At 38.1% G+C, this 25,374-nt stretch carries 33 protein-coding genes; 19 read left to right on the top strand and 14 right to left on the bottom strand.

Annotated elements, in window-relative coordinates; translation table 11 throughout:
- Nucleotides 1-8 precede the first annotated feature (8 nt).
- Nucleotides 9-344, bottom strand: coding sequence for a zinc ribbon domain-containing protein YjdM (locus DM558_RS10730; RefSeq protein ID WP_127164003.1), 336 nt, complete (start codon nt 342-344; stop codon nt 9-11).
- A 147-nt stretch (nt 345-491) separates the two neighbouring features.
- Entirely contained in the window at nt 492-1,922 is a 1,431-nt protein-coding gene (gene aspA, locus DM558_RS10725) for an aspartate ammonia-lyase (protein WP_164731444.1), read from the bottom strand.
- A 136-nt stretch (nt 1,923-2,058) separates the two neighbouring features.
- On the opposite strand from aspA, the gene DM558_RS10720 reads away from it, so the two are divergent.
- Together DM558_RS10720 and DM558_RS10715 are read left to right on the top strand one after the other, a co-directional pair.
- Entirely contained in the window at nt 2,059-2,973 is a 915-nt protein-coding gene (locus DM558_RS10720) for a LysR substrate-binding domain-containing protein (RefSeq protein WP_109701718.1), read from the top strand.
- Nucleotides 2,974-3,044: 71 nt separating this feature from the next.
- A complete protein-coding gene (locus tag DM558_RS10715; RefSeq protein WP_127164001.1) occupies nt 3,045-3,593 on the top strand; it encodes a tetratricopeptide repeat protein in 549 nt (182 codons plus the stop codon).
- Nucleotides 3,594-3,602: 9 nt separating this feature from the next.
- Here the strand turns inward: DM558_RS10715 and DM558_RS10710 are convergent, their stop codons facing one another.
- A complete protein-coding gene (locus DM558_RS10710) occupies nt 3,603-3,935 on the bottom strand; it encodes a DUF1820 family protein (RefSeq protein WP_127164000.1) in 333 nt (110 codons plus the stop codon).
- Between the two features lie 178 nt (nt 3,936-4,113).
- Between DM558_RS10710 and trxA the strand changes: the two genes are divergently transcribed.
- The 8 genes from trxA to lnt all read left to right on the top strand — a co-directional run bounded on the left by trxA (nt 4,114) and on the right by lnt (nt 10,783).
- A complete protein-coding gene (trxA, locus tag DM558_RS10705) occupies nt 4,114-4,443 on the top strand; it encodes a thioredoxin TrxA (protein WP_127163999.1) in 330 nt (109 codons plus the stop codon).
- Between the two features lie 302 nt (nt 4,444-4,745).
- Complete coding sequence (locus tag DM558_RS10700; RefSeq protein WP_127163998.1) at nt 4,746-5,117, top strand: DMT family transporter; 372 nt, start codon at nt 4,746-4,748, stop codon at nt 5,115-5,117.
- Between the two features lie 5 nt (nt 5,118-5,122).
- A complete protein-coding gene (mdtI, locus tag DM558_RS10695; RefSeq protein WP_127163997.1) occupies nt 5,123-5,452 on the top strand; it encodes a multidrug/spermidine efflux SMR transporter subunit MdtI in 330 nt (109 codons plus the stop codon).
- 82 nt (nt 5,453-5,534) lie between these two features.
- Nucleotides 5,535-6,863: a tRNA (N6-isopentenyl adenosine(37)-C2)-methylthiotransferase MiaB gene (gene miaB / locus DM558_RS10690; RefSeq protein ID WP_127163996.1), complete on the top strand. Its 1,329-nt coding sequence runs from the start codon at nt 5,535-5,537 to the stop codon at nt 6,861-6,863.
- 72 nt (nt 6,864-6,935) lie between these two features.
- Entirely contained in the window at nt 6,936-7,922 is a 987-nt protein-coding gene (locus tag DM558_RS10685) for a PhoH family protein (RefSeq protein ID WP_127163995.1), read from the top strand.
- Nucleotides 7,915-8,379, top strand: coding sequence for an rRNA maturation RNase YbeY (gene ybeY, locus DM558_RS10680; RefSeq protein ID WP_127163994.1), 465 nt, complete (start codon nt 7,915-7,917; stop codon nt 8,377-8,379). Before DM558_RS10685 ends, ybeY begins: the two co-directional genes overlap by 8 nt.
- Nucleotides 8,380-8,399: 20 nt before the next feature.
- Complete coding sequence (locus tag DM558_RS10675; RefSeq protein WP_109701726.1) at nt 8,400-9,257, top strand: HlyC/CorC family transporter; 858 nt, start codon at nt 8,400-8,402, stop codon at nt 9,255-9,257.
- A gap of 2 nt (nt 9,258-9,259) precedes the next feature.
- Nucleotides 9,260-10,783, top strand: coding sequence for an apolipoprotein N-acyltransferase (lnt, locus tag DM558_RS10670; RefSeq protein WP_127163993.1), 1,524 nt, complete (start codon nt 9,260-9,262; stop codon nt 10,781-10,783).
- A 41-nt stretch (nt 10,784-10,824) separates the two neighbouring features.
- Here the strand turns inward: lnt and DM558_RS10665 are convergent, their stop codons facing one another.
- The gene (locus DM558_RS10665) at nt 10,825-11,850 is read right to left on the bottom strand and encodes a DUF2066 domain-containing protein (RefSeq protein WP_127163992.1); all 1,026 of its coding nucleotides are present in this window, start codon (nt 11,848-11,850) and stop codon (nt 10,825-10,827) included.
- A 325-nt stretch (nt 11,851-12,175) separates the two neighbouring features.
- Here DM558_RS10665 and purM point away from each other — a divergent pair, with 325 nt between their 5' ends.
- The 3 genes from purM to DM558_RS10650 are packed head-to-tail and all read left to right on the top strand — an operon-like array spanning nt 12,176 to nt 14,608.
- Nucleotides 12,176-13,237: a phosphoribosylformylglycinamidine cyclo-ligase gene (gene purM / locus DM558_RS10660; RefSeq protein ID WP_127163991.1), complete on the top strand. Its 1,062-nt coding sequence runs from the start codon at nt 12,176-12,178 to the stop codon at nt 13,235-13,237.
- Nucleotides 13,237-13,890, top strand: a complete 654-nt coding sequence (purN, locus tag DM558_RS10655) for a phosphoribosylglycinamide formyltransferase (protein WP_127163990.1) — start codon at nt 13,237-13,239, stop codon at nt 13,888-13,890. Before purM ends, purN begins: the two co-directional genes overlap by 1 nt.
- Nucleotides 13,874-14,608 carry a DUF3108 domain-containing protein gene (locus DM558_RS10650; RefSeq protein WP_164731443.1) on the top strand — a complete coding sequence of 245 codons (735 nt, stop codon included), beginning with the start codon at nt 13,874-13,876 and terminating at the stop codon, nt 14,606-14,608. The genes purN and DM558_RS10650 overlap by 17 nt, the downstream gene beginning before the upstream one ends.
- Before the next feature lie 9 nt (nt 14,609-14,617).
- On the opposite strand, the gene DM558_RS10645 is transcribed toward DM558_RS10650, so the two are convergent.
- A complete protein-coding gene (locus DM558_RS10645) occupies nt 14,618-14,812 on the bottom strand; it encodes a hypothetical protein (RefSeq protein WP_127163988.1) in 195 nt (64 codons plus the stop codon).
- A gap of 103 nt (nt 14,813-14,915) precedes the next feature.
- Here DM558_RS10645 and DM558_RS10640 point away from each other — a divergent pair, with 103 nt between their 5' ends.
- From DM558_RS10640 to DM558_RS10630, 3 genes are read left to right on the top strand one after another with little or no spacing between them, the layout of a single operon-like run.
- Entirely contained in the window at nt 14,916-16,286 is a 1,371-nt protein-coding gene (locus DM558_RS10640) for an amino acid permease (protein ID WP_127163987.1), read from the top strand.
- 13 nt (nt 16,287-16,299) lie between these two features.
- On the top strand, nt 16,300-16,734 hold the full coding sequence (locus DM558_RS10635; protein WP_127163986.1) for a type II toxin-antitoxin system RatA family toxin: 435 nt from the start codon (nt 16,300-16,302) through the stop codon (nt 16,732-16,734).
- On the top strand, nt 16,727-17,053 hold the full coding sequence (locus DM558_RS10630; RefSeq protein WP_127163985.1) for an RnfH family protein: 327 nt from the start codon (nt 16,727-16,729) through the stop codon (nt 17,051-17,053). Before DM558_RS10635 ends, DM558_RS10630 begins: the two co-directional genes overlap by 8 nt.
- An 87-nt stretch (nt 17,054-17,140) precedes the next feature.
- Here DM558_RS10630 and ssb read toward each other — a convergent pair whose 3' ends face one another.
- The 4 genes from ssb to argH form a co-directional block, all read right to left on the bottom strand.
- The gene (gene ssb / locus DM558_RS10625) at nt 17,141-17,686 is read right to left on the bottom strand and encodes a single-stranded DNA-binding protein (protein ID WP_127163984.1); all 546 of its coding nucleotides are present in this window, start codon (nt 17,684-17,686) and stop codon (nt 17,141-17,143) included.
- A gap of 97 nt (nt 17,687-17,783) precedes the next feature.
- Nucleotides 17,784-18,419: an FMN-dependent NADH-azoreductase gene (locus tag DM558_RS10620; protein WP_127163983.1), complete on the bottom strand. Its 636-nt coding sequence runs from the start codon at nt 18,417-18,419 to the stop codon at nt 17,784-17,786.
- Between the two features lie 88 nt (nt 18,420-18,507).
- Complete coding sequence (locus DM558_RS10615; RefSeq protein ID WP_127163982.1) at nt 18,508-19,014, bottom strand: RrF2 family transcriptional regulator; 507 nt, start codon at nt 19,012-19,014, stop codon at nt 18,508-18,510.
- A gap of 70 nt (nt 19,015-19,084) precedes the next feature.
- The gene (gene argH / locus DM558_RS10610; RefSeq protein ID WP_164731442.1) at nt 19,085-20,476 is read right to left on the bottom strand and encodes an argininosuccinate lyase; all 1,392 of its coding nucleotides are present in this window, start codon (nt 20,474-20,476) and stop codon (nt 19,085-19,087) included.
- Nucleotides 20,477-20,566: 90 nt separating this feature from the next.
- Between argH and DM558_RS10605 the strand changes: the two genes are divergently transcribed.
- On the top strand, nt 20,567-21,520 hold the full coding sequence (locus DM558_RS10605) for a glycosyltransferase family protein (RefSeq protein ID WP_127163981.1): 954 nt from the start codon (nt 20,567-20,569) through the stop codon (nt 21,518-21,520).
- 61 nt (nt 21,521-21,581) lie between these two features.
- On the opposite strand, the gene DM558_RS15670 is transcribed toward DM558_RS10605, so the two are convergent.
- The 4 genes from DM558_RS15670 to DM558_RS10590 form a co-directional block, all read right to left on the bottom strand.
- Nucleotides 21,582-21,722 (bottom strand): SEL1-like repeat protein, encoded by a 141-nt coding sequence (locus tag DM558_RS15670; RefSeq protein ID WP_164731441.1) that lies wholly within the window; start codon nt 21,720-21,722, stop codon nt 21,582-21,584.
- Between the two features lie 36 nt (nt 21,723-21,758).
- A complete protein-coding gene (locus tag DM558_RS10600; protein ID WP_127163980.1) occupies nt 21,759-22,127 on the bottom strand; it encodes a tetratricopeptide repeat protein in 369 nt (122 codons plus the stop codon).
- A gap of 28 nt (nt 22,128-22,155) precedes the next feature.
- Nucleotides 22,156-22,686, bottom strand: coding sequence for a DMP19 family protein (locus DM558_RS10595; RefSeq protein WP_127163979.1), 531 nt, complete (start codon nt 22,684-22,686; stop codon nt 22,156-22,158).
- Nucleotides 22,687-22,761: 75 nt separating this feature from the next.
- Nucleotides 22,762-23,133 (bottom strand): hypothetical protein, encoded by a 372-nt coding sequence (locus DM558_RS10590; RefSeq protein ID WP_127163978.1) that lies wholly within the window; start codon nt 23,131-23,133, stop codon nt 22,762-22,764.
- A gap of 193 nt (nt 23,134-23,326) precedes the next feature.
- On the opposite strand from DM558_RS10590, the gene DM558_RS10585 reads away from it, so the two are divergent.
- Together DM558_RS10585 and DM558_RS10580 are read left to right on the top strand one after the other, a co-directional pair.
- Nucleotides 23,327-23,902 (top strand): DJ-1/PfpI family protein, encoded by a 576-nt coding sequence (locus DM558_RS10585; RefSeq protein ID WP_127163977.1) that lies wholly within the window; start codon nt 23,327-23,329, stop codon nt 23,900-23,902.
- 73 nt (nt 23,903-23,975) lie between these two features.
- A complete protein-coding gene (locus DM558_RS10580) occupies nt 23,976-24,257 on the top strand; it encodes a GNAT family N-acetyltransferase (RefSeq protein ID WP_127163976.1) in 282 nt (93 codons plus the stop codon).
- A 33-nt stretch (nt 24,258-24,290) separates the two neighbouring features.
- Here DM558_RS10580 and DM558_RS10575 read toward each other — a convergent pair whose 3' ends face one another.
- Nucleotides 24,291-25,361, bottom strand: a complete 1,071-nt coding sequence (locus DM558_RS10575) for a 3-deoxy-7-phosphoheptulonate synthase (RefSeq protein ID WP_109701743.1) — start codon at nt 25,359-25,361, stop codon at nt 24,291-24,293.
- Nucleotides 25,362-25,374: the final 13 nt, after the last annotated feature.

Here is a 25,374-nt window from a genome sequence, read left to right as displayed (position 1 = left end):
TTAATCTATCAAGCTTTTTTCATAAACTCAGATTTTAGTTTTAGGCCCACGCCATCAACCTTACAATCTAAGTTGTGGTCACCTTCGCAGAGTCTAATATTTTTGATTTTAGTTCCTTTTTTGATGACGAGAGAGGAACCTTTAACTTTGAGGTCCTTAATCAAAATGACAGCGTCACCATCTTGGAGTAAGTTTCCATTAGAGTCTTTCACAACAAGCTCGCCTGTAGCAATGTTTTCTTCACCGGTGGCCCATTCATGGGTACAGTCAGGGCAGATAAATAAAGTACCATCAAAATAAGTATTATCCATACCGCAAACAGGGCACTGAGGAGGTGTGTTCATAATAATTCCTTAATGTGTAAAATTAAACAAGCATTATAAACGAAATAGGTGGATACGTCAGTTTGATAGGAGATTTTATAATGGAAATGGATACTGTCGAGCTAATAAAGAGTGACTCGACAGTATTCAACAGATAGAAAATGAAAATTAATGTTTGGTCAAATCATTTAAAACTAGATGTGGCGCAATCATATTTTCAGGTTTTAGAATTTCTTCTAAGGTTTCTTCGCTCAGTAACTTTTCTTCACGTACTAACTCAAGAACGCCTTTTCCTGTTTCCAAGGCAATACGAGCAATACGGGTTGAGTTTTCATAACCGATATAAGGGTTTAATGCAGTAACTAAGCCAATTGAGTGCTCTACTAAGTCTTTACAACGTGCTTCATTAGCTGTAATACCTTCAATACAAAGTATACGTAACATATCCATCGCACGAGTTAATAAACGGATAGAGTCAAATGTTTTATACGCAATTAATGGCTCCATTACGTTTAATTGTAGTTGTCCGCCCTCTGCCGCCAGAGTAACGGCTAAATCATTACCAATTACCTCAAACACTACTTGGTTAACTGCTTCGGGAATTACAGGGTTTACTTTACCAGGCATAATGGAGCTACCAGGTTGTCTAGGAGGAAGATTGATTTCGTTAATCCCTGTTCTTGGACCACTTGAAAGTAAGCGTAAGTCATTACAAATTTTAGAGAGTTTAACCGCCGTACGTTTTAACATACCAGACAGTAGCACGAAGGCACCCATGTCTGAAGTTGCTTCAATCAAATCTGTTGCAGGTAATAACGCATGACCTGTAATACGAGCGAGATGTTGTACAGCTAAAAATTGATAGCGAGGATCTGCATTAATACCCGTTCCAATAGCGGTTCCACCTAAGTTGACTTCACGAAGTAAATCAGGGATCAGTAAACGAATACGGTCAAGGTCTTCGGTTAATGTGGTAGAAAATGCACGGAATTCTTGACCTAAGGTCATTGGAACGGCATCTTGTAATTGTGTGCGTCCCATTTTAATAACATGGGCAAATTCTTCGCCTTTTGCTGCAAAAGCATCGCGGAGCTTAGCCAGTGCATCTAATAGTGAGTCATAACCTAAAAGTAAACCAATACGAATAGCTGTTGGGTAGGCATCATTGGTTGATTGTGCCATATTAACATCGTTATTAGGGTGTAAGAATTTGTATTCACCTTTTTGGTGGCCTAATTCTTCTAATGCAATATTCGCAATGACTTCGTTGGCATTCATATTGGTTGATGTGCCTGCGCCACCTTGGATCATGTCTACTAGAAATTGATCGTGAAATTCGCCGTTAGTGATGCGCTCACAAGCCTTAGCGATAGCTGTATGTTTTTCGGCTGATAGATAACCTAGTTCATGATTGGCCGCTGCTGCTGCCCACTTTACCATAGCTAAGGCATTAACAAGCTTTGGGAAGTGGGAAAGTGTGATGCCACTGAGTTTAAAGTTATTGATTGCTCTTAAAGTTTGTACCCCATAATAGGCATCACTAGGTACTTCAAGTGTGCCTAATAAATCTTTTTCAATACGAAATGCAGAATCAGACATAATAAATCTCTTTAGTTAAAGGTGTTTTTTATTCAAAGATAAGCCATGATAGGAGTTTAAAAAAAAACTTGCTAATGCTATTATTTGCTAAAGTATGCAAGAAATGCATAATGTGTTATCGGTAATGGATTTCAAAATGAATATTGAACTGAGATGGCTTGAAGATTTTAGTGTATTAGCGACTACCTGTAGCTTTTCTAAGGCAGCAGAGCAACGATTTGTGACTCAACCAGCGTTTAGTCGTCGGATTAAAAATCTTGAAGATGTTTTAGGCTTTACTTTGATTAATCGCTCAAGAACGCCTATTGAGGTAACCGAGGCAGGGCAGGTGTTTTTGATAACAGCCCGTAACATTATTGAGCAATTGCATGAAGTAGTTCGCCATATTCACCATATAGAAACAACACAAGGTGAAATTTTAAGATTTGCTGCAGCGCACTCTCTTGCGCAAGGTTTTTTCCCTCAGTGGATGGCTAGGCTTAGAAGAGAAGGACTTTCGGTTGCTTGTCAGCTAGTTGCCTCTAATGTAGGGGAAGCAACACGAGCGATACGTGAAGGCGCCTGTGACTTAATGTTAGCTTATCATGATCCTGAATCTGCGTTACAGTTGCCTACCGAGCTTTTTCCTTGGCTTGTTTTAGGTCAAACGGAGATGGTGCCTGTTTGTGGGTTAGATGATAACAAAAGGCCACTATTTACTATAAGCAATCAGCATCAGTTTCCTTTGCTTGCTTATGGGCAGGGTGCGTTTTTAGGCCATTCTGTTAATCTACTATTAAGGCAGTCTAAATTGCGTTATGTAAAGCTATTTGAAACGGCAGTTGCTGATAGTTTGAAGGCAATGGCTATTGAAGGATTAGGCGTGGCGTGGTTACCTAAGTTAAGTGTGAGCAATGAGTTGGCAAGGAATGAATTGGTTATCTGTGGCGATGAGCAATGGTTTATTCCTTTAGAGATTCGATTGTATCGCTGCTCCTTGATCAAAAAAACAGTGATAAAGTCATTCTGGGATCAGTTAACTACTTCACAAAATTTAATGAATAACGAATAGCTGAAAAAAATTATTGTTAAGCCTTTATATTATTAAAAAAGAGCGTAAACTTTTGTGCAGAAGCTAGTTGTATGTGGCTAATAATTATGGGTGATGTCAATAAGACTATGAAATATAGAGATTGTAAATTTTATTTTTTAAATTTTTTATTCTTCTTTTTATCTAGTCATGTGTTGGCGGAGGGAATTTCTTTGCCGAAAGCTACCTCTTGCTCGCTTAAAGTTTCACCCGATCAGCAAGCATTTATGATTAGTCAATGCAAGTTGGCTGCACAATCAGGTGATAAGGATGCGCAGTATTTATTAGGCATTTACTACTCGGATGGTAAACTTATACCACCTGATTTTTCAGAAGCAATATATTGGCTTAAGGCTGCATCAAGCCAAGCTTCTGTTGATGCACAAGTCCGTTTAGCTGACATGTATAGTATGGGAACAGGCGTAGCAGTTGATAACTTGCAGGCTTATGTTATATATAAAATAGCCAGTATTAACGGATCAGATTTTGCAATGGACCGAGCTGATGTTGTATCGGAGCGTTTGACACCGCAAGAATTACAACAAGCAAATTATATTTTGGGCAAAGCATTTAAAGGTTATTTAAAAGAAATTAATCAATAATAACCTGTTTTATTTTGTGGGGAGTGGTGGCATAGGAAATGGCATAACATTACCTGCTGGGTTTTTTGCATCTGTTATTTTAGCGATACCAATTCTCTCAACTTCATCGATACGGATGACACTATGCATAGGAATAAAGCTACGGCTGACACCATCAAATTGAGATTTTAGCCGTTCTTCACTGGGGTCGACAACGACCTGTGTTCGCTCACCAAAAATAAACTCTTCTATCTCAAGAAATCCCCATAAGTCGCTTTGATAAATTTGTTTAGCATACATTTCGTAGACTTGGCCTTGATTAAGGAAGATGATGCGGTAGATTGGGTCTTCAGTTTTACTCATAGGATACAAAATATTAAAATAGTGTGAATAAAGGTATCTATTTTACTCTAGATAATTTTTATTTACAGCATAATTAATAAATCCTTATTACGTTACTAAACATTATCATCGTGAATAACTTGTTTAAAGTTATATCAGCAATGTTATAATTAGTTAAGTTTTATCAAAGAAGAGGTTTATGATGTCAACGATTATTCATGTTACAGATGATGATTTTGCTGAGAAAGTTCTAAAATCGGATATTCCAGTATTGCTTGATTATTGGGCAGAGTGGTGTGGGCCTTGTAAGATGATTGCACCAGTGTTAGATGTGCTTGCTGATGAGTACGACGGTAAGTTACAAATTTGTAAGCTAGATATTAGTGCCAATCAAGAAACGCCACAAACTTATGGTGTTCGTAATATACCTACGCTAATGATCTTTAAAAATGGCGAAGCTGTTGCCACTAAAGTGGGTGCCGTGTCTAAATCACAGCTTGCTGCTTTTATTGATGCAACATTATCTTAAATTAAAGTACAGCTACCTTTAAAAGGTAGTTGTAACCAGTTGTTAAACTGGGCTATAAATTTGAAAGCCTATCTGTTATAATATAGGCATCATGTCAATACAAAAAAATAGTTTTATAAGTACAAGTTGTTTTTTAATATCCCTCGAATACTGCTGGCGAGGTGGTCGTTAAAGTCTCTTTTTCCTATATTTAAATAATTTAAATAATAAATACAATGCTTGCGTATTAGTAGCGCGATCCAATTAAAATTTATAATTTTTATGGGCTTCTTATACGTCAGTGTTTTTATGGAGAAAGTATCGTGCGTGCGTGGAGTTTTTTATTTTTAGCAGTTTTCTTTGAAGTGACGGGAACGTCTTCAATTAAACTATTTGATCAACATTTTCCTATGCTTGGCTTAATTGTCATGTATGGATTGATTGGTATATCTTATTTTTGCTTGTCTCTATCTTTGAAAAAAGTACCTGTCGGTGTGGCTTATGCTATTTGGGAAGGGATTGGGATTGTGCTTATCACTATTGTGAGTGTTTTGTTATTTGATGAGCATATCAGTGTATTAAAAGTAGTGAGTTTAGTATTGATTATTGTTGGTATTTTATTAATTAAATCAGGTACTAAGTCCGGTGTGATCTCATCCGATCAGAAGGCTGACTATTCTGTACGTGAGGTATAATTAATATGGATAATTTTACTTGGATTCATGCAGCCTTTTTAGGGCTGGCTATTATCTTAGAGGTTTTAGCAAATATTTGTTTAAAATATTCTAACGGCTTTAAGCGCCGTGGGATGGGCATATTAGCCATTATTTTTGTACTGGGTGCTTTTACTGCATTGGCGCAGTCCGTTAAGGGAATAGATTTATCAGTAGCCTACGCTATTTGGGGTGGGTTTGGTATCTTAGCAACAGTTGCCATGGGGGCTATTTTATTTAACCAACATTTAAAAAAGAAAGGTTGGTTAGGTATTATCGTTTTAATTATTGGGATGTTGTTATTAAAATTAGCCTAAGTATTTTGTGATTAGTAGTAGGTAAAGGCCGCTATCTATTTTATAATAGCGGCCTTTTAATTAATCGATTGTATTTTATACTATGACCAAGAAGCTTTTTATCGAAACACACGGTTGCCAAATGAACGAGTACGACAGTGCTCGTATGGTTGATTTGCTAGGTGAGAATCAGCCGATAGAGTTAACTGATCGTCCAGAAGAGGCGGATATTTTATTATTAAATACCTGCTCTATTCGTGAGAAGGCGCAAGAGAAAGTGTTTTCAAATCTTGGCCGTTGGCGCGATTTAAAAGCACGTAATCCTGATATTGTGATTGGTGTGGGTGGTTGTGTTGCCAGTCAAGAAGGTGCGGCTATCCGTGATCGTGCTCCTTATGTTGATGTGGTGTTTGGGCCACAAACATTACACCGTTTACCTGAAATGATTGACGCGGCGAAAACTACTCAGAAACCTCAAGTTGATATTTCTTTCCCTGAAATAGAAAAGTTTGATCGTCTCCCTGACCCTAGTGTTGATGGGCCTATGGCGATGGTTTCTATTATGGAAGGTTGTAGTAAATATTGTGCGTTTTGTGTGGTGCCGTATACGCGAGGTGAAGAAGTAAGTAGACCTGTAGCTGATGTGGTTGCAGAGATTATCCACTTGGCTGAAAGCGGTGTAAAAGAAATTATATTGCTTGGGCAAAATGTTAATGGCTACCGTGGGGATAATAATGAAGGTGGTATTACAGACTTTGCTGAGTTATTACGTATCGTTGCTGAGATAGATGGTATTGATCGTATTCGCTATACGACATCGCATCCTTTAGAGTTTTCTGATGCATTGATTCAAGCACATGCGGATTTACCTAAGCTTGTTAAAGCAGTACATTTGCCTGTGCAGTCAGGTTCCGATCGTATTTTGGCAGCAATGAAGCGTAATCATACAGCGCTTGAGTACAAGTCTAGAATTCGTAAGTTAAAATCGGCAGTGCCTGATATTTGCATTAGTTCAGATTTTATTGTCGGTTTCCCAGGTGAAACTGAAAAAGATTTTGAGCAAACAATGAAATTAATTGAGGACGTCGGATTCGATTTTTCATATTCGTTTGTCTATAGCGCCAGACCCGGAACCCCTGCTGCTGACCTGCCAGATGACACACCAGAAGATGTTAAAAAGCAACGGTTACAAATTTTACAAAATAGAATCAACCAACAAGGTTATGAAATCAGCCGACGGATGGTTGGTACAAAACAGACTATTCTGGTGACCGATTTTTCTAAGAAAGATCCTGGTAAACTGCATGGGCGTACAGAAAATAATAGGGTTGTTAATTTCAGTAGCGATAATCCATTATTAATTGGACAATTTGTTGATGTTTTAATTGAGGAGGCTTTGCCACATTCTCTTAGGGGAACATTGGTTGATTAGCACAATTGCTATTCCTGAAAACTTGTTGTACGCTTAGATTATTATTCATATATGAGGTAACCACGAAATACTTTGAACGCTTTATCTAGCTCCAGAAAATTTATATTAGAGCCATTTGATACGAAAAGATTTGCTAATTTAAGTGGCCAGTTTGATGAACATTTTAGGCAAATAGAACAGCGTTTGGGGATTGAGATCCGTAACCGTGGTAATCAGTTTGAACTGCTTGGCGATGATAGCCGAACATTAGCAGCGGAGAACTTAATTAATCGATTGTATCGAGAAACCAAAAGTGTATCACTGACACCAGAGATGATACATCTTTTCTTGCAAGAATCTGGTCTAGAAGAGTTGGTTAGCCCTTCAGGTCAGGCACAAGTAACCTTAAAGACATTAAAAGGGATTATTCGTCCTCGTGGTGCTAATCAGCAAGGGTATGTTAAGTCGATATTAGACAATGATATCAATTTTGGTATCGGGCCTGCTGGTACTGGTAAAACTTATTTGGCCGTTGCTTGTGCAGTTGAAGCATTGCAAAAAGAACAAGTACGCCGTATTTTATTGGTGCGTCCTGCAGTTGAAGCGGGTGAAAAATTAGGTTTTCTACCTGGTGATTTATCCCAAAAGATCGACCCTTATCTACGTCCTCTTTATGATGCTCTTTATGAAATGTTAGGTTTTGAGCATGTGGCCAAGTTAATTGAACGTCAAGTGATAGAGGTTGCACCATTGGCTTATATGCGCGGTCGGACGTTAAATAATAGTTTTATCATTTTAGATGAAAGCCAGAATACAACGATTGAGCAGATGAAGATGTTTTTAACACGTATAGGCTTCGGTTCAACAGCTGTTATTACAGGAGATGTGACACAGGTTGACTTGCCTAGAGGAACACGCTCAGGCTTAATGCATGTGATGGATGTATTACGGGGAGTGCCCGGTATTACGTTTACCTATTTTAAGGCAAAAGACGTGGTAAGGCATCCGCTTGTTCAACGTATTGTAGAAGCTTATGATCGATATGATGAGCAGTCAGGGAAGCAAGATAAAAATGAATAGTATTGAAGTTGATTTACAACTGGTAAGCGGAGATGCCTATATCCCTGATGAGTCTTTATTTGTTCAGTGGTGTAAAGCGGCTATATTGCCTTATCAAGAGAGTGCAGAGCTAACGATTCGTGTTGTCGATGAAGAGGAAGGTTTAGCACTTAATTCTGCCTATCGCCAAAAAGACTATGCAACGAATGTGTTGTCTTTTCCTGCTGATTTGCCCGATGAATTTTTAGATATTCCTTTATTGGGAGACTTGATTATTTGTGCTCCTGTCGTGAGAAAGGAAGCAGAGCAACAGCAAAAAGCAATAGAAGCACACTGGGCGCATATGGTCACGCATGGCTGCTTGCATTTATTAGGTTTTGACCATGAAGATCAAGAAGATGCCATTGAGATGGAGTCTATAGAACAGGCACTATTAATGGAACAGGGATATCCTGACCCCTATCAGGAAATTAATTAAAATAGGTATTATAAAATACAATGAGTGAAGATCCGTCAAGTCATAATAAATCTTGGTTTGAAAAAATAACACATGTGTTTGCCCATCACGAGCCAAAATCTCGGCAAGACTTATTAGAGTTTTTGTATGAGGCCCATGCAAATAAGTTATTGGATACCGATGCGTTAACCATTGTGGAAAGTGCTATTCAAATAGCTGATTTGCAGGTTCGCGATATCATGTTGTCGCGTTCACAAATGGTGTCTATCAAAATAACACAACCGCTTTTAGAGTTTTTACCTGTTATTATTAAAACAGCACACTCACGTTATCCTGTATTAGAAGAGGATAACGAAACAATCGCGGGTATTTTATTAGTTAAAGACCTATTGCCTTATTTGTTAAAACTTGCATCAGAGCAAGAGCCTGAGTTTGATATTAGATCGTTACTAAGACCTGCTACGTATGTGCCCGAGTCAAAGCGCGTTAATGTACTCTTAAGAGAGTTTCGTGCTACTCATAATCACATGGCTATTATTGTGGATGAGTACGGTGGTGTGGCAGGGCTCGTTACTATTGAAGATGTTCTTGAGCAGATTGTAGGAGATATTGAGGACGAGCATGATATTGAGGAAGAGAGCTATATCCGCCCTCAGCCTAATGGTGATTTTGTTGTAAAAGCACAAACGCCTATTCATGTTTTTAACCACTATTTCCCAGAAAATCGCTACTCAGAAGAGTTCGGTAAAACGATTGGAGAGTTGGTGCTTCACCATTTTGGATATTTGCCTAAGCGAAATGAAACCAAAGTGATCGGTGCATTCACTTACCGTGTCTTGACGGCAGACAGTCGTCGACTTCATTTATTGCGGTTAACACCGTCGAAAATTATCGAGTAATCATGTTTTCTTGGATTATCAGAAAAGGTTGGTTAGGGCATTTTGTTGCTTTGGTTGCAGGTGCCTTAACACCACTTTTTTTAGCACCTTTTAATGTATGGCCTTTAGCCTTTGTGTGTATTGGCTGTTTTTATTTAGGCTTAAAAGAGCTTTCATTAAAGCAAGCATTTGCCAGAAGTTGGTTTTTTGGTACAGGCAGTTACCTCTCAGGCGTTAGTTGGATTTATGTTAGCATTCATACATTTGGAAATGCGCCTATTTGGTTAGCTGCTGGCCTGACAATTGTTTTCTGTATGTTGGTTGCATTCTTTTTTGTTATTCCAGCACTTATTTGGGTTAAGTGGTTTCGCTCTAATCATACTTATTTTATTGATGCTTTTGCTTTTGCAGGCTTGTGGGCAATACAAGAATGGTTTCGTGGTTGGTTTTTAACGGGTTTTCCTTGGTTATATGCCGGCTATAGTCAGTTAAATGCACCACTAGCTGGTTTTGCACCTATTGGTGGTGTTTGGCTTATTTCTTTTATTATCGCATTAATCAGTGTGTTATTGCTTAAGTTAGTAGGTTTCAAACAAAATAAAGTCAAAGGTATTATAAGCCTTGTTATTATTGTTGTTTTATTCGCATCAGGGCCATTACTGAATAAAATAAAGTGGACAACACCGCTTAATGAAAAGCTTCCTGTATTATTAATACAGGGAAATATTGATCAAGAACAAAAATGGCAGTCATCATTTTTTAATGATCAATTCAATCTATATTGGAAGCTGACGTTACAACATCAGCAACCTGATAGCCTTGTTGTTTGGCCGGAAAATGCAATACCTTTTTTAAAGGAAGATGTGCAAAATCTCCTTGACACGACAATGAGCCAGTATGAATCTAAAAATAATTCTGCACTGCTTTCAGGCATACCGATTAGACAAAAAAATAGCCGAGGAGATTATCGTTTTTATAATGGTATCACTGTAGTTGGGGAAGGGCAGGGCTCTTATTTAAAACAAAAACTTGTGCCTTTTGGCGAGTATGTTCCATTAGAAGAGATGTTACGTGGGCTTATCACCTTTTTTAATTTACCCATGTCAGATTTTAGTCGTGGTGAGTCAAATCAGCCATTGCTTAAAGTGAAGAACTATCAAATAGCACCGTTTATTTGTTATGAAGTGGTTTATCCCGACTTTGCTGCTTCGATGAGTGGGGAAAGTAATGCGTTGATTACAATCAGTAATGATACGTGGTTTGGTCACTCGATTGGCCCTAAACAGCATTTGCAAATGGCGCAAATGCGGGCATTAGAGTCTGATCGGTGGATGGCGCGCGCAACCAATAACGGGATCACTGCAATTATTGATAATAAAGGGATGATAACAAAAGTTATTCCTAGCTTTGAGGTTGGTGTGCTTAAAGGAGAACTTTCCATGGTATCGGGGAAAACACCTTATCAAATCTGGTATAGCTATTTGGTATTGGCTATCAGTTGCTTAAGTTTGCTTATTGCATTTATTGTGAATAAGCAACGTAAATAATTATAGTTAGGAGGGCTGGTTATCCAGCCCTGTTGATATTATTAATTACTTGGCTGAAAAACTAATGTTGTTGTCTTATTTGGTTCGGCTAAGGTAGTTTTATCTTCTTTCTTTAGAGTAAAGTGCAATAAGTTTAATTGCGCTTCAATTTGATCAGGATTGGCTTTGATTTGATAGTGTACTGTTGAACCTGTTGTTTCAACTACTTTTCCATCAAAACTATTCATTAGATTATTTACCTCCACATAACGCGAAAAATCTAAACCATTAATAACAATATCAAGATTTTCTGTAGTGTTATTGCCTTTAACGATAAATACGTTAGCAAGTACAGGGTTGATATCACTAAAAATTTGATTAGCAATTTGCTGTTGTGATGTTCCTTTTACTTGCGCACTCGCGAGGGGCTTTGTTTCATCATTGCTTAGCCATAATTGCCAATTAGCCTGATAATCATTGTCTTTTTGCAGCATATAGACAATTAAAATAGCATTAGGCATATATTGTTTTGACCCTTGTAAAAGCGCTGTTGGTGGGTTGGCTGTAAAGTTCTCTTTTTTTACAAGTGTTTGCTCATTTAAATCGGCTAGAGGAAATATAAGAGGGAAACCCTGTGTCTCAGCAGCGGAGGTTATTATTTTACTCGAAGGTTGACCATCACCTATTAAGCTCGTGTTGTCCTTGGTTTCATTTAACCACCACGTCATAATCAGTGGACGGCGACTACTCCAGTAGCCAATGTCTGCTTTACTCAGTGCATTTTCAATAGAGCGTTGATCAAAAGACATGACAAGTCGATCAGGATTTGCCTGCTGGCTATAGTTTTCTATGTAGTCATTAGGTTGACTGAGAATGTCGGCCACTGCTTTTTGTTCGGCAATCTTTGGGTTGCCTGTTAGTCTTGTCACAACAGTGTTTAGCCCTTGGCTTAATAAAGGACTAATTTGTTGCTCCTCTTGATTCGCGATTGGTAACTCAACAGTAGTAAGAGGGGCACTTGCAAATACAGGGCTAATGCTCGTAATAAGACAGGTGCTAATAATAAGTTTTTTAAACAAATTCAACATGGATTTACATTCCTAAGGGAATTAATGAAAGACTTTGCAACATAATAAAATGAGTCTTTGGCTATACAGATAGATGAGATACTACCCATTTTCAATCGATTTATAAAAAATAAATTGTATATTTTTATTCCATAGATTGCCTATGATGAAAATGCATCATTATAAGTATTGGCCTGTAAAGAATAGATTTGTTAGAATGGCGCCTGAAAAGTCATTGTAGATAAGTGTTTTTGTGAGGATAACACCTTAAAAATTTATTAATTATCACAATGCATACACAATAGATACTTTATTAGTAAGTTCTACCCTCGATAGGTTAATAAATATGAGTAATAAACAACCCTCTCTCAGTTATAAGGATGCTGGTGTCGATATCAATGCAGGCGAGGCGCTCGTTGACCGTATTAAAAACGTGGCAAAACGTACAGCACGTCCAGAAGTTATGGGGGGGTTAGGTGGCTTTGGTGCCCTATGTGAAATCCCGCAAGGCTATCAACAACCAGTACTTGTATCAGGCACTGACGGTGTTGGTACAAAGTTAAGGCTTGCTATGCAATTAGAACAGCACAGTACGATTGGTATTGATTTAGTTGCTATGTGCGTCAATGATCTAGTTGTTTGCGGTGCAGAGCCATTATTCTTTTTAGACTACTATGCTACAGGCAAACTAAATGTTGATACAGCTGCTGAAGTTGTCACGGGTATTGGAAAAGGCTGTGAGCTAGCAGGCTGTTCATTAGTTGGCGGTGAAACTGCTGAAATGCCAGGTATGTACGAAGGTGAAGACTACGACCTAGCTGGCTTTTGTGTGGGTGTTGTTGAAAAATCAAAAATCATTGATGGTTCTAAAGTGGTCGCCGGTGATGTTCTTATAGCACTTCCTTCATCAGGGCCTCACTCAAACGGTTATTCTTTGATCCGTAAGATTATTGAAGTGAGTGGCGTAGATATTAAACAAACGAAGCTAGGTGATCAAACGCTAGCAAGCTTATTAATGGCACCTACTCGAATTTATGTGAAATCATTATTAGAACTAATCCGCCATGCACCTATTGTTAAAGCAATTGCTCATATTACGGGCGGTGGTTTATTGGACAATGTTCCTAGAGTATTACCTGAAAAAACAATTGCAAAGATTGATGCTTCAAGCTGGCAGCGTCCTGCAATTTTTGATTGGTTGCAACAGCAGGGTAATGTTGATGAAGTAGAAATGCATCGAGTACTGAATTGTGGTGTGGGTATTGTGCTTTGTGTCGCCGAAACAGACCTTGAGTTGGCTATGGACTGTTTACATGAGTCTGGTGAAAAGCCTTGGATTATTGGGCGTATTGAACAAAGTACAACAGAAGAACCTCATGTAGTACTAACTAACTTAAAGCAACATTGATGAATAAACCTTGTAGAATAGTTGTGCTAATATCAGGCAGTGGTTCTAATTTACAAGCTATTATTGATAGTGTAAAAGAACAGCAAGATGTTAATGTTGTGGCGGTGATAAGTAATAAAGCGGATGCTTATGGTCTGGTTAGGGCAAAGCAAGCAGGTATTGCTACCCATTATATCGATCATCGTCAATATGAAAATCGCCAATTATTCGACCAAGCACTGATGGCACTAATAGATCAATATGAACCTGATTTATTAGTGCTTGCAGGCTTTATGAGAATATTGACAGAAGCCTTTGTTAACCACTACTTAGGTCATCTTATTAATATACACCCTTCTTTATTGCCCAAGTATCCGGGATTAAATACTCATCAACGAGCATTAGATGCTAACGAAAGGGAGCATGGGTGTAGTGTTCATTTTGTAACGCCTGTATTGGATGGTGGCCCAGTCATTATTCAAGGTGTTATGGCTATAGAGTCAAGGATGGATAAACAGCATTTAGAGGAACGAGTGCATTGCATAGAGCACAAAGTTTATCCTATTGCTATAAAATGGTTTGCTGAGCAGCAACTGGCATTAGTTAATAATAGCGTTATTTTAAATGGGCAAATTTTGCCAGAGACTGGGTATCGTTATGAATCAAATGATTAAAAAAACTATTACAAGTATTGTGATCCTATTATGTTGTTCTTTCCCTGTTTATGCATGGCAGCTTAAACCATTTGAAACAACTTATACGGCAGTCATTTCAAATGTTCCATTTGATGGGCAAGCAACTTATAGTCTGACAAAAAAAGGTGATGAGTGGGCATTTAAAACGTTAGCTGCAATGGCCATTGCACAACGTGAAGAAAACAGTGTTTTCGTTATAAAAGATGGTCATTTACAACCATCGTTTTATGAGTTTAACCAGTCAGGTCTCAAGACCAAGCAAGTTATTCTGATATTTGATTGGAAAAAGATGTTTGCTAAAGGGCATTTTAAAGATAAAAAACATGATGATGATATGTTTTTTGATTTAAAGTATAAAATGCTCGACCCATTATCAACGCAACTTGCGCTACAAATGGATGTGGCTGCAGGAAAGAAACAAATGTCTTATAAAGTGATAGAAGATGATGAGATTGACACCTATCAGTTTAAGGTCATCGGTAGTGAAGTGATCGATACCCCTGTTGGGAAGTTAGCGACGATTAAAGTACAACGAGTTCGTGGTGCTAATAGTAAGCGTCAAAGTTATATATGGTTTGCAAAAGACTGGAACTATACCGTGGTTAAACTTTATCATTTAGAAAAGAATGGGCAAGAGTATGTTATCTCATTGTCTCAAGGTACTGTCGATCATAAAGAAATCACTGGGAAAAAATAGAATCTTCTATTATTTTTCAGCATTTTTTATAGTTTCATCGATAGATGTCTTATGATTTAAGCCAATACTTTCCACTTGTTTTGCCTTATCAAGCACTTGTTTTTGGCTGTCTATAAAGGTTTCACTAGGTGGGTCGGCAGGTGAGCAAGCGGTTACTAGTGTTAACAGTGCTAATGCCGTAAAAAGTAATGGATAGTTTTTCATTTTTTAACGTTGTATAAAGTGTATGTTAGCTTATTTTATACTAATCCATGTGTATGAGTAATAGTTACAACAATTAGTAATATTTATTTTAAAGGAGTGCTTAGTGAGCCATAATGACTCTTCAGACCATTTAAAAAGAGGGTTGAGTAATAGGCATATTCAACTTATTGCATTAGGTGGTGCCATTGGTACAGGCTTATTTTTAGGCTCTTCAGAAGCTATTAAAATAGCAGGGCCAGCCGTTTTAATTGGTTATGCGATTACTGGCTTTATTGCTTTTATGATCATGCGCCAGTTAGCAGAAATGACAGTTCAAGAACCCGTTGCAGGTTCATTTAGTCATTTTGCTTATCGTTATTGGAGCGATTTCGCAGGCTTTGCTTCTGGTTGGAATTATTGGTTACTTTATATTCTAGTTGGAATGTCTGAGCTAACTGCTGCTGCAGGTTATATTCAACATTGGTTTCCTATTCCAACATGGATATCAGTGTTGGCTTTTTTTATTCTAATTAATGCAGTCAATTTGGCAGCAGTTAAAGTTTATGGGGAAGTGGAGTTCTGGTTTGCAATTATTAAAGTCGTTGCTGTTATCAGCATGATTTTATTTGGAGGTTGGTTACTCTTTTCAGGAAATGCAGGGCCGGAAGCAACCGTCACTAATTTATGGACTCACGGCGGGTTTATGCCAACGGGCTTTACAGGACTGATTTTAGCATTGGCTGTTATTATGTTCTCTTTTGGTGGCTTAGAGTTAGTGGGAATTACGGCCGCAGAAGCAAAAGATCCAGAAAAAACCATACCGAAAGCAACTAACCAAGTTATTTACCGTATTTTGATTTTTTATATTGGTGCATTGGCTGTACTGCTTTGTTTACACCCATGGAATCAAATTGATCCGAATCAAAGTGCATTTGTCACTGTCTTTGACTATTTAGATCATAACATGGTTGCTAATATATTAAACTTTGTAGTGTTGACTGCGGCGCTCTCTGTTTATAACAGTGGATTGTATTGCAATAGTCGGATGCTTTATTCACTTGCAGAGCAAGGTAATGCACCAAAGCGATTGATGAAAACTAATCATCGTGGGACACCTGTTTATGCGGTACTTTTTTCAGGTGTCATCGTATTAACGGTTGTTGTTATTAATTACTATATCCCTAAAGAAGCTTTTAGAATTTTAATGGCACTGGTCACTTCTACTTTAGTGATTAATTGGATTATGATCAGTTTCACTCATATCATGTTTAGACGCCAAAAAAATAAAGAAGGTGTTGTTCCAAAGTTCAAAGCACTTTTTTACCCTATTGGTAATATAGTTTGTTTGGCATTTCTATTCGGTATACTTGTGCTACTTGGAATGGATGAGGGCAAGAGAATCTCTGTTTTATTAATACCTGTTTGGGTTATTATTCTAGGTATTGGTTATGCAGTAAAGGCTTTCTTAGGGAAGCAAAAACCTACTCAATCTTAAACATAAGAAGATTATGACAATACATATTGAACGTTCAGCACTGATGTCTTACTCGGCTCACCAGATGTACTTACTCGTGAATGATGTTGAAAAATATCCCGAGTTTCTGCCATGGTGTACAGAGACGCAGTTGATTTCAAGCACTGATACTGAGATGGTTGCCAAATTAATCATCTCAAAAGGACCGATTAGACAGTACTTTATCACAAGAAATAATCTTGTTGCTGATAAATCAGTGGAGTTAAATTTACAAGAAGGCCCTTTTAAAAAGTTGCATGGGTTATGGACATTTAATCAGCTAAGCAGTGAAGCTTGTAGAATACAGCTTGTAATGGATTTTGATTACAGCAATGTTATTATAAAAGCAGCGCTAGGTCCTTTATTTAATAAAGCCGCCACCACAATGGTCGAAGTGTTTTGTCAACGAGCTAAACAGATTTATGGCTAAGTTAATCAAGTTAGAAGTAGTTTATGCGCTGCCTAATGAACAAACATTATTGGCTTTCTCCGCACCACAAGATATTTCTATCAAAGAGGCTATCAAAATAAGTGGTATATTAGAACAGCATTCTGATATAGATTTAGCTAATCAGCAGGTAGGTATTTTTAGTAAACGTATTCTAAATATAGATGACCATGTATTGGAAGATGGCGACAGAATAGAGATTTACAGACCACTGCAAGTAGATCCTAAAGAAGCAAGACGTCGTCGCGCGGAAAAGGTAATGGCAGGATCAAATGCATCTATTATCAATAAAAAAGAGTAGTTAAGTTTCCACACAAGCGGTTAAAGAAAATTAAAAAGCCCTTATAGTAAGGGCTTTTTAATTCACAGTGTTATTTTAAGGCATATCTCAGAACGGGATATCATCATCAAAATCGTCAAAATTTGGTGCAGGCTGTTGCTGAGCTTGCTGTTGTGGACGATTTTGTGGTTGTTGCATGGGTTGTTGTGGTGCGGCTTGTCCACCACCATATTGGTTATTAGATGGTGCTTGTTGCTGATAAGGTTGTTGCTGTTGATTTTGGTTATAGCTTCCCGCATTGTCTTGACGACTATCGAGTAACTGCATTGTTCCACCCATATCAACCACTACTTCTGTTGAGTAGCGTTCAACATTTTGTTGATCTGTCCATTTACGAGTTTGTAAACGGCCTTCAACATAAAGCTTTGAACCTTTATGCACATACTGGCCAACAATTTCTGCAATTTTCCCAAAGAAAACCACACGGTGCCATTCAGTACGCTCTTGTGGTTCACCTGTATTTCTGTCTTTCCACGTATCGGAAGTGGCTAGTGATATAGTAGCAACTGCATTGCCATTGGGCATATAGCGCATTTCAGGTTCATTGCCAATATTACCGACTAAAATAACTTTGTTAATACCTCTAGCAGCCATGGTTGTTCCTTTCATGAAAACATAAATAATTAAGTGGTATATTACATGAGTATGGAGGAGCAGCCAATGAAAAAATCCTATTGATTTATTTCGGTAATTAATAAAGTTTACTCAGTGAGTCAGCTAACGCGGTTAGTTCTTGCTTTGCCCTTATTAATGCTTGCTCTCGCTCTTGTTGATTAGTAAATTGTAAGGGTTGGGCATCAACAAAGTAGGCATTGGTAATACCCAAAAAGTTGCAACAAGCTTTAAGCACAGGCGTCATTGCATCCATATGTTGAAAGGCACCTGAGCGAAGGTCTGCCCCACGGGTGGTGATAAAAATAACATGTTTATCAGTTAATTTCCCTTTGGTTGTTCCATCGGGTAGTAGATCATACGTGATTCCTGTCCTGATAATTGTATCAAGAAAAGTTTTAAATGTAGCGGGGATTGTCCAGTTATACATAGGTAACCCGCAAACAATCATTTGTGCATTCATTACGCGTTTACACATTGCATCAGAGTGTTTAAGTGTTGCTTTCATTTCATCTGTACGATCTTGTTCATTTGTATAGGTGGCCTTCACAAATTCAGCGGTAAGATGTGGCTGTATATCTTTGGTTAAGTCTAAATAATCGATATCTGGTGTGATGCCTTGATTATTTAGCTGTTGTAAAAAGAGTTTCCCGAGCATTCTAGAATTTGATTGTTCTGGTTTTTTTGCACTTGTATCAATATGTAGTATATTCATGATTTCCTCATAACTAGGATTAAAATAGTCGTAGTTAATTTATATGATTTTTAAGCCTGTGACAAGTTTAATATTAATCTATAAATTATTATCGGTTACTTTTGCGGTGATCTAACCATTGAATAACTTGCAGCGGATAGCTATTTGGTGCTTTATTAATAAATTGTTCTACGATATTTCCTAGTGTCTGTTGTGCCAAATTTTGACGCATTTGTTGTTCAGCATTTTGCATGATTTGGTGAATAGCGCACATTCCTGATGTTGACCATTTGGGAGGCTCCCCCTCAAATAGAGTGCAACGGGCTCTGATTTCTTTGCATTCAAAAAGTGGTTTATAGCTGTCTATCGCCACAATAACTTCATGAACTGTTATATCGTGCGCAGATTTTGCAAGAGAGAATCCACCTTTGATACCTTCGGTTGCTACCACAATTTTTGCTTTGTGAAGTTTGGTAAAGATTTTGGCTAAATAGTCATGAGGCACATTCTGTAATTCTGCTAGATCTCTGACACTTGCCCCATCTGCATTGATGGGTTGTGCTAAATAAAGTAAGGAGTGTAGGGCATATTCTACGCCAGAGCTAATAAAGGCCATATGAGTATCTGTATAGGGATAATGAATATGAGGATTATGACTATGTAAGCCAATAATCCTCCGTGATATTTTAAGCTTTAGCTAGCAACTCTTTATTTCGTTTGATCGCTTGTTTTACTTGAGTAGGTGCTGTGCCTCCTAAGTGGTTACGAGCATTAACCGAACCCTCAAGAGTAAGAACAGCAAATACATCATTATCAATTTTATCACTAAATTGACGGAGTTCGGCAAGGCTCATTTCGGCGAGGTCTTTATTGTTTTCAACGCCATAGCGTACAGCATGACCGACAATCTCATGGCAATCGCGGAAAGGCAAGCCTTTGCGGACAAGGTAGTCAGCAAGGTCTGTTGCAGTTGAAAAGCCACGTAACGCTGCTTCACGCATGTTCTCGCGCCGGGCTTGAATAGCCGGTACCATGTCTGCAAATGCGCGTAGTGAGTCGGCAACGGTATCCACCGCATCAAAGAGGGGCTCTTTGTCTTCTTGGTTGTCTTTGTTGTACGCTAACGGTTGACCTTTCATCAAAGTCAGTAACCCCATAAGGTCACCATAAACGCGACCAGTTTTTCCGCGAATCAATTCAGGTACATCTGGATTTTTCTTTTGAGGCATGATGGAGCTGCCTGTACAGAAGCGATCAGGTAGGTCAATAAAACGAAATTGTGCACTGGTCCATAATACGAGCTCTTCAGAGAAGCGTGATAAGTGCATCATGATGAGGCTGGCAACGTTACAAAACTCAATAGCAAAATCACGATCAGATACGCCATCTAAAGAGTTACCTGAAACGGCTTCAAAATCTAGTAGTTTGCAGGTAACTAAGCGATCAATTGGGTAGGTTGTTCCTGCTAAAGCAGCACTGCCTAATGGCATGCGATTAACGCGTTTGCGGCAGTCCACTAAGCGCTCATAGTCACGGCTTAACATTTCAAACCATGCTAGCAGATGGTGACCAAAGGTTACAGGTTGTGCAGTTTGTAGGTGAGTAAAACCGGGCATGATAGTATCTGCTTCACGCTCTGCAAGATCTAAGATGCCTTGTTGCAGCCGGATGACTTCACTTTGTATACGGGTAATTTCATCACGCAACCATAAGCGGATATCTGTGGCGACTTGGTCATTACGGCTACGCCCTGTATGGAGCTTTTTACCTGTAACTCCAATGCGTTCTGTGAGTTTTGCTTCGATGTTCATATGAACATCTTCAAGATCAACACGCCACTCAAATGCGCCAGCTTCAATTTCTTGTTGTATTTGGTTAAGGCCTTCGATGATGGCATCACGTTCTATATTGGTAAGTACGCCAACCTCAGCAAGCATTTTGGCATGGGCAATAGAACCCATAATATCATGTTTATAAAGGCGTTTATCAAAATCAACCGAAGCGGTAAAACGAGCAACAAAGGCATCGACAGGTTCATTAAAACGACCACCCCATGATTGGTTTGTTTCTTTACTCATAATTAAACTCTGCAATTGGATTATTTTTCAGTACAATGGCGCTATGATACCAGATGTGTTTTGGTGACGCAGATTTTTAATAGGGTGAGTATGAAAGTTTTATTTCTTGTTCAAAAAGAACAGCGAATCATTTTAGATCGGTTATATACGAGTATTGAGGCCAATTGTGACTGTGATACTCGTTGGTTGAGTAGTGATGAGCAAGCGAACTTGAAGCGCTATTTTAAGGATCATGTTGATACCTCGAAGTATGACCGTATTGTATTTTTCTTACGCTTTAAAAAAGAAATTAAGCAAGTGGATTTTATTCGCACAATCCCTAATTTAGTTATTTTAGAGCATGATGCATGGCAAAATTATGCCGTGGGTAAATACCAAGGCAAATTTAGTCAGCATTATCGTCATTTACCTTGGGCTAGGGTGTTAGTCTCAGGTTATACATTGGCAAAAAAGTTGCAACAAGAGGGCGTTGATGCCATCTTTGTACCTAAGGGGTACGATGAGGAGTTGTTGGTTAATAAACACCTTGAGCGTGATATTGAGCTAGGTTTTGTTGGCAGTATTCGTAATGAGGCTTATAGTCTACGTAAACAAACATTAGAAGCGGTAGCAAAAGCAGAAAATTTAGTCATTACCAAAACAAAGTCGGGCGAGGACTATGTTAATGCGTTAAATCGTATTAAGTTTTTTGTCAGTGCCGATGTGGGTTTTGGTGAGTATATGATTAAAAACTTTGAAGCAATGGCTTGTGGGTGTGTATTGATTGCTTATGACCAAGGAGCAGAGGAAAACCAAGCATTAGGTTTTGTAGATATGGAGAATATTGTTTTATATAAGAATTTAGAAGATATTCAAACCAAACTGGCTACATTAAGAGCAGATACTGCTTTGGTAAATAGCATTGCTAAGGCGGGGCAGGCATTGGTTGAGAGTCGTTATGGTTATAAACAATTAGGCTTGGAAACAGTGAAAGCAATGGAACCTGCTTTGCGAGATCACCCAAAGGATAATTTTTGGCAAAAATTATATTATACTTTTAAGTGATTATTTATTCGATAAGCAGTGAGAGATTGAAAAGTAGTTATTTTTTGATAAATTAGCGTGCTTAGTAGAGGTTCTCGGTGTTAAGCGTTTTTTTTGCCTCTTCATCCCCTAATTCAGCTGATTTAGTTAACCATTTTTTAGCCAGTTCTGGGTTACGCTTGATGGTTTTATTTCGTAGATACAGATGAGCGACCCGACGCATGCAGGTGCTATCATCTAATTGAGCACATTTTGAAAACTAATCAAGAGATTGTTGTTCATCTTTTATAACTATTTTACCGTCGTAGTAGGCGAATCCTAAGTTTTTCATAGCTTGCATACTACCTCCTTCCGCTGCTTTTAGCATACAGTACATCGCACGGGTGTTGTCTGTTGTTACGCCTTGCCCATTGGCATACATATAACCTAGGTTGTTCATTGCTTGAGCATTACCTTGCTCAGCTAATTTATTGAGTAAGGTAATTACTGTTTGATAATCACCTTGATCATAATAAGTTTTAGCCTGCTTCATTAGGTCTTGTGTAGGTTGTTCATTGGCATAACTCAGGTTGAGAAGAGCCGCCCCAAAAATAATGATAGATAAACTGATTGATTTAATGGTTTGCATGGCGACTACCTACACAGAATTTTATTATTTAATCTCTTTTTAATTCTTTTCCTAATAACTGTTCTGCGGTGGTGAACATTTCTTCAATGGTAAGTACAAGTAAGTTGGGTTGTTTTTTTAACCAGTGGGCATTGAGCTCAATAAGATTCTCAGTGATTTTTGAGAAATCGTCATTGTCGAGTGCATGACGGGTTGGATTTTTCCCAAAATAATCGCCATCCAAAAATTTTGCTAGCTCAAGTTCGTCGTAAGTATCGACAAAACTAGCTTGTTGGTTAAAAAAAGCGAGATGCTCCTTAGCTTGCATTTTTTCTAAACCATCGCGGATAATAGCATTGAGTTCTTCATTCCAACCGCTGTTGTAAACAAATTGGGAAAAGCCGCCATTTTTAACCTGTGAATGATAGTAGTCTACATAGTAGCTGGTTTCAGCATCAGGACAAAACTCCTCAGTAAAGCCTTCTTCTTTTAACAAGTTAATAAAACTTATATTTGAGTCGATAATATCGTAGGGGTCGATACTATCCATACTATTTTTAGAAACAATGATGTTATCCATTGCGTTATCCTATGACTGATAGAAATTTTGAAAAGTTAACACAGTTGATATAAATAGCCTAATAATTTATGCGCGTTACTCGGTAACACTTGTAGTATTTTTCTCTACAACTTTCATAACCTGTTGGTTTAGTTCGTTAAGGTTTTTATAGACGTCATTACAGAACTCTTGGGAAGGCTGATAGTTTGGGTCATTAAAGTGTTTTATTTCTTTTGCATGCTTTTTTCTAAAAGAAGCTTTTGGTTTGATTTTATTTAATGCTTCAACTGCTTCGTAGTTACGCGCATTACTAAAAGCACTGGTATAGTTAGATATTTCCTGTAAATATTGATTATTTGCCTGCTCAATGGCTTGTTGGGTACAAGGTTGTACTGGCTCTATTATTTCTTCAGCTACAGCAATAGAAATAACCCCTAAGCTTAATATAGAAATAAATAAGTAATGCATTAGAGCAGTTCCTTGGCTTAAAATAATCTCTAACGAAAAAATCTTTAAATCAGCTGTTAAACATAATAACATTCTTTTATTGTTTAGAGGCAAAAGGAATACAATTCATTTAGTTATTGTTCACATAAAAAAAGTTTTGTTTTAAATTTTTAGATAACTTGTTGATGTATATTTGTTTATATTGAGGTGCAATATGTCTGGTAAAAAGTTGTTGATGATTGTGGGCGATTATGTAGAGGACTACGAAGTGATGGTTCCTTTCCAAGCATTATCGATGCTTGGCTACGAGGTTCATACAGTATGCCCTAATAAAAAAGCAGGCGATAAAGTAAGAACAGCGATTCACGATTTTGAGGGTGAGCAAACTTATAGCGAGAAGCCAGGTCATTACTTTGCATTAAATTATAATTTTGATGAGGTGAATGCTAATGATTATCTTGGTTTAGTCATTCCCGGTGGACGTGCCCCTGAATATTTACGCCTTAATAAGCAGGTTATTAAAATCGTACAGGACTTCTCACAAAAGCCTATTGCAGCAGTTTGTCATGGGCCTCAGCTTCTCGCAGCAGCAGGTATTTTGAAGGGTAAAAAATGCAGTGCTTATCCGGCATGCGAGCCTGAAATTGGTTTAGGTGGGGGTATTTATCAAGCGATTGATGTTGATAAAGCAATTGTTGATGGTAATTTAGTCACTGCACCCGCTTGGCCTGCCCATCCTGATTGGCTTGCAAAGTTTGTTGCTTTATTGGGGGCAAAAATTTCTTTATAGTTTTTGATGTGATAAGGATTATGGGGCTTAGCCCTATAATCTATCTTACTAAAATAAGCATGAGGGCTTGAAAATGGTGGGAGCAGTCATACATGATACAGATAAGCATCAGTTTACGATTGATATAGGTGATTACTGTGCGTATTTAGCTTATAGCGATATGGGATATAAAGTTATTGATATTTATACCACTTATGTCCCAGAAGCATTAAGAGGCCAGAATATAGCGGCTGAATTAGTAGCGGCGGCAATAGACTTTGTTAAGCAGAATAATCTAAAGATTATTACAACTTGCTCTTATGTTGAAAGGTATATAGAGCGTAAGGGATTACAGGCTTTAGTACAAGAAGCTTGATGATGTATTAAGCACCATCAAGCGTGTTGAGTGCTATTTACGATTAGGAAGAATATCTTTTAATCGTGTATGCATAAGGCGGATGGTTTTTTCTGTGGTTTCCCAGTCGATACAGGCATCGGTTACAGATACGCCATACTTAAGCTGACTTAAGTCTTTAGCAATAGGCTGGCTTCCCCATCCTAAATTACTTTCAACCATGAGGCCAACAATGGACTTATTGCCTTCTACGATTTGATTAGTAATGTTTTCCATCACTAATGGTTGCAACGCAGGGTCTTTGTTAGAGTTTGCATGGCTGCAATCAATCATAATATTGGGTGTGATTTTAGCTTTAGCTAACTCTTGTTCACAAATAGATACGCTGACTGAATCATAGTTAGGGCGACCATTTCCGCCACGTAATACTACATGACCGTAAGGGTTACCGCGTGTTGTTACGATAGAAACACCACCTTTTTGGTCAATACCTAGAAAACGATGTTGGTTCGATACTGACTGTAAAGCATTGATTGCCACAGTTAAGCCACCATCTGTACCATTTTTAAAACCAACAGCCGATGATAGACCAGAGGCCATTTCACGATGGGTTTGTGATTCAGTGGTACGTGCTCCAATGGCAGACCAACTAATAAGGTCTTGTAGGTATTGAGGCGTAATAGGGTCTAATGCCTCTGTTGCGGTTGGTAACTCAAGTTCAGCTAAGTCTAATAGAAGTTGACGACCGATTTTAAGTCCATCTTCGATTTTAAATGAATCATCTAAGTAGGGATCGTTAATAAGTCCTTTCCAACCAACCGTTGTTCTTGGTTTTTCAAAGTAGACACGCATAATTAAAAAGAGTGTATCCTTCACTTCGTCAGCCAATGATTTTAAGCGTGTGGCATATTCTTTTGCTGCCTTTAGATCATGAATCGAGCAAGGACCAACGACAATAAATAGACGATGATCCTTATGGTCTAAAATATCCCGCACAACTTGGCGACCATAAGAAACTGTATTAGATGCTGTTTCTGTTAAAGGTATCTCTTGCTTAAGTTGTTCTGGTGTAATTAATGCATTATTTGAAATTACATTTAAATTCTCAATAGGTAAATTTGTCATTACATTACTCGTC

Origin of the sequence: Entomomonas moraniae (assembly GCF_003991975.1) — a bacterium.
Classification (GTDB): domain Bacteria; phylum Pseudomonadota; class Gammaproteobacteria; order Pseudomonadales; family Pseudomonadaceae; genus Entomomonas; species Entomomonas moraniae.
The sequence above is the reverse complement of the archived record's forward strand: the minus strand, read 5'-3'. Positions and strand labels throughout refer to the sequence as shown.

Coding starts and splice junctions, on each gene's coding strand:
- DM558_RS10730 (WP_127164003.1), bottom strand. CDS start 344: ATGAACACACCTCCTCAGTGCCCTGTTTGCGGTATGGATAATACTTAT.
- aspA (WP_164731444.1), bottom strand. CDS start 1,922: ATGTCTGATTCTGCATTTCGTATTGAAAAAGATTTATTAGGCACACTT.
- DM558_RS10720 (WP_109701718.1), top strand. CDS start 2,059: ATGAATATTGAACTGAGATGGCTTGAAGATTTTAGTGTATTAGCGACT.
- DM558_RS10715 (WP_127164001.1), top strand. CDS start 3,045: ATGTGGCTAATAATTATGGGTGATGTCAATAAGACTATGAAATATAGA.
- DM558_RS10710 (WP_127164000.1), bottom strand. CDS start 3,935: ATGAGTAAAACTGAAGACCCAATCTACCGCATCATCTTCCTTAATCAA.
- trxA (WP_127163999.1), top strand. CDS start 4,114: ATGATGTCAACGATTATTCATGTTACAGATGATGATTTTGCTGAGAAA.
- mdtI (WP_127163997.1), top strand. CDS start 5,123: ATGGATAATTTTACTTGGATTCATGCAGCCTTTTTAGGGCTGGCTATT.
- miaB (WP_127163996.1), top strand. CDS start 5,535: ATGACCAAGAAGCTTTTTATCGAAACACACGGTTGCCAAATGAACGAG.
- ybeY (WP_127163994.1), top strand. CDS start 7,915: ATGAATAGTATTGAAGTTGATTTACAACTGGTAAGCGGAGATGCCTAT.
- DM558_RS10675 (WP_109701726.1), top strand. CDS start 8,400: ATGAGTGAAGATCCGTCAAGTCATAATAAATCTTGGTTTGAAAAAATA.
- lnt (WP_127163993.1), top strand. CDS start 9,260: ATGTTTTCTTGGATTATCAGAAAAGGTTGGTTAGGGCATTTTGTTGCT.
- DM558_RS10665 (WP_127163992.1), bottom strand. CDS start 11,850: ATGTTGAATTTGTTTAAAAAACTTATTATTAGCACCTGTCTTATTACG.
- purM (WP_127163991.1), top strand. CDS start 12,176: ATGAGTAATAAACAACCCTCTCTCAGTTATAAGGATGCTGGTGTCGAT.
- purN (WP_127163990.1), top strand. CDS start 13,237: ATGAATAAACCTTGTAGAATAGTTGTGCTAATATCAGGCAGTGGTTCT.
- DM558_RS10650 (WP_164731443.1), top strand. CDS start 13,874: ATGAATCAAATGATTAAAAAAACTATTACAAGTATTGTGATCCTATTA.
- DM558_RS10645 (WP_127163988.1), bottom strand. CDS start 14,812: ATGAAAAACTATCCATTACTTTTTACGGCATTAGCACTGTTAACACTA.
- DM558_RS10635 (WP_127163986.1), top strand. CDS start 16,300: ATGACAATACATATTGAACGTTCAGCACTGATGTCTTACTCGGCTCAC.
- DM558_RS10630 (WP_127163985.1), top strand. CDS start 16,727: ATGGCTAAGTTAATCAAGTTAGAAGTAGTTTATGCGCTGCCTAATGAA.
- ssb (WP_127163984.1), bottom strand. CDS start 17,686: ATGGCTGCTAGAGGTATTAACAAAGTTATTTTAGTCGGTAATATTGGC.
- DM558_RS10620 (WP_127163983.1), bottom strand. CDS start 18,419: ATGAATATACTACATATTGATACAAGTGCAAAAAAACCAGAACAATCA.
- DM558_RS10615 (WP_127163982.1), bottom strand. CDS start 19,014: ATGGCCTTTATTAGCTCTGGCGTAGAATATGCCCTACACTCCTTACTT.
- argH (WP_164731442.1), bottom strand. CDS start 20,476: ATGAGTAAAGAAACAAACCAATCATGGGGTGGTCGTTTTAATGAACCT.
- DM558_RS10605 (WP_127163981.1), top strand. CDS start 20,567: ATGAAAGTTTTATTTCTTGTTCAAAAAGAACAGCGAATCATTTTAGAT.
- DM558_RS15670 (WP_164731441.1), bottom strand. CDS start 21,722: ATGCGTCGGGTCGCTCATCTGTATCTACGAAATAAAACCATCAAGCGT.
- DM558_RS10600 (WP_127163980.1), bottom strand. CDS start 22,127: ATGCAAACCATTAAATCAATCAGTTTATCTATCATTATTTTTGGGGCG.
- DM558_RS10595 (WP_127163979.1), bottom strand. CDS start 22,686: ATGGATAACATCATTGTTTCTAAAAATAGTATGGATAGTATCGACCCC.
- DM558_RS10590 (WP_127163978.1), bottom strand. CDS start 23,133: ATGCATTACTTATTTATTTCTATATTAAGCTTAGGGGTTATTTCTATT.
- DM558_RS10585 (WP_127163977.1), top strand. CDS start 23,327: ATGTCTGGTAAAAAGTTGTTGATGATTGTGGGCGATTATGTAGAGGAC.
- DM558_RS10580 (WP_127163976.1), top strand. CDS start 23,976: ATGGTGGGAGCAGTCATACATGATACAGATAAGCATCAGTTTACGATT.
- DM558_RS10575 (WP_109701743.1), bottom strand. CDS start 25,361: ATGACAAATTTACCTATTGAGAATTTAAATGTAATTTCAAATAATGCA.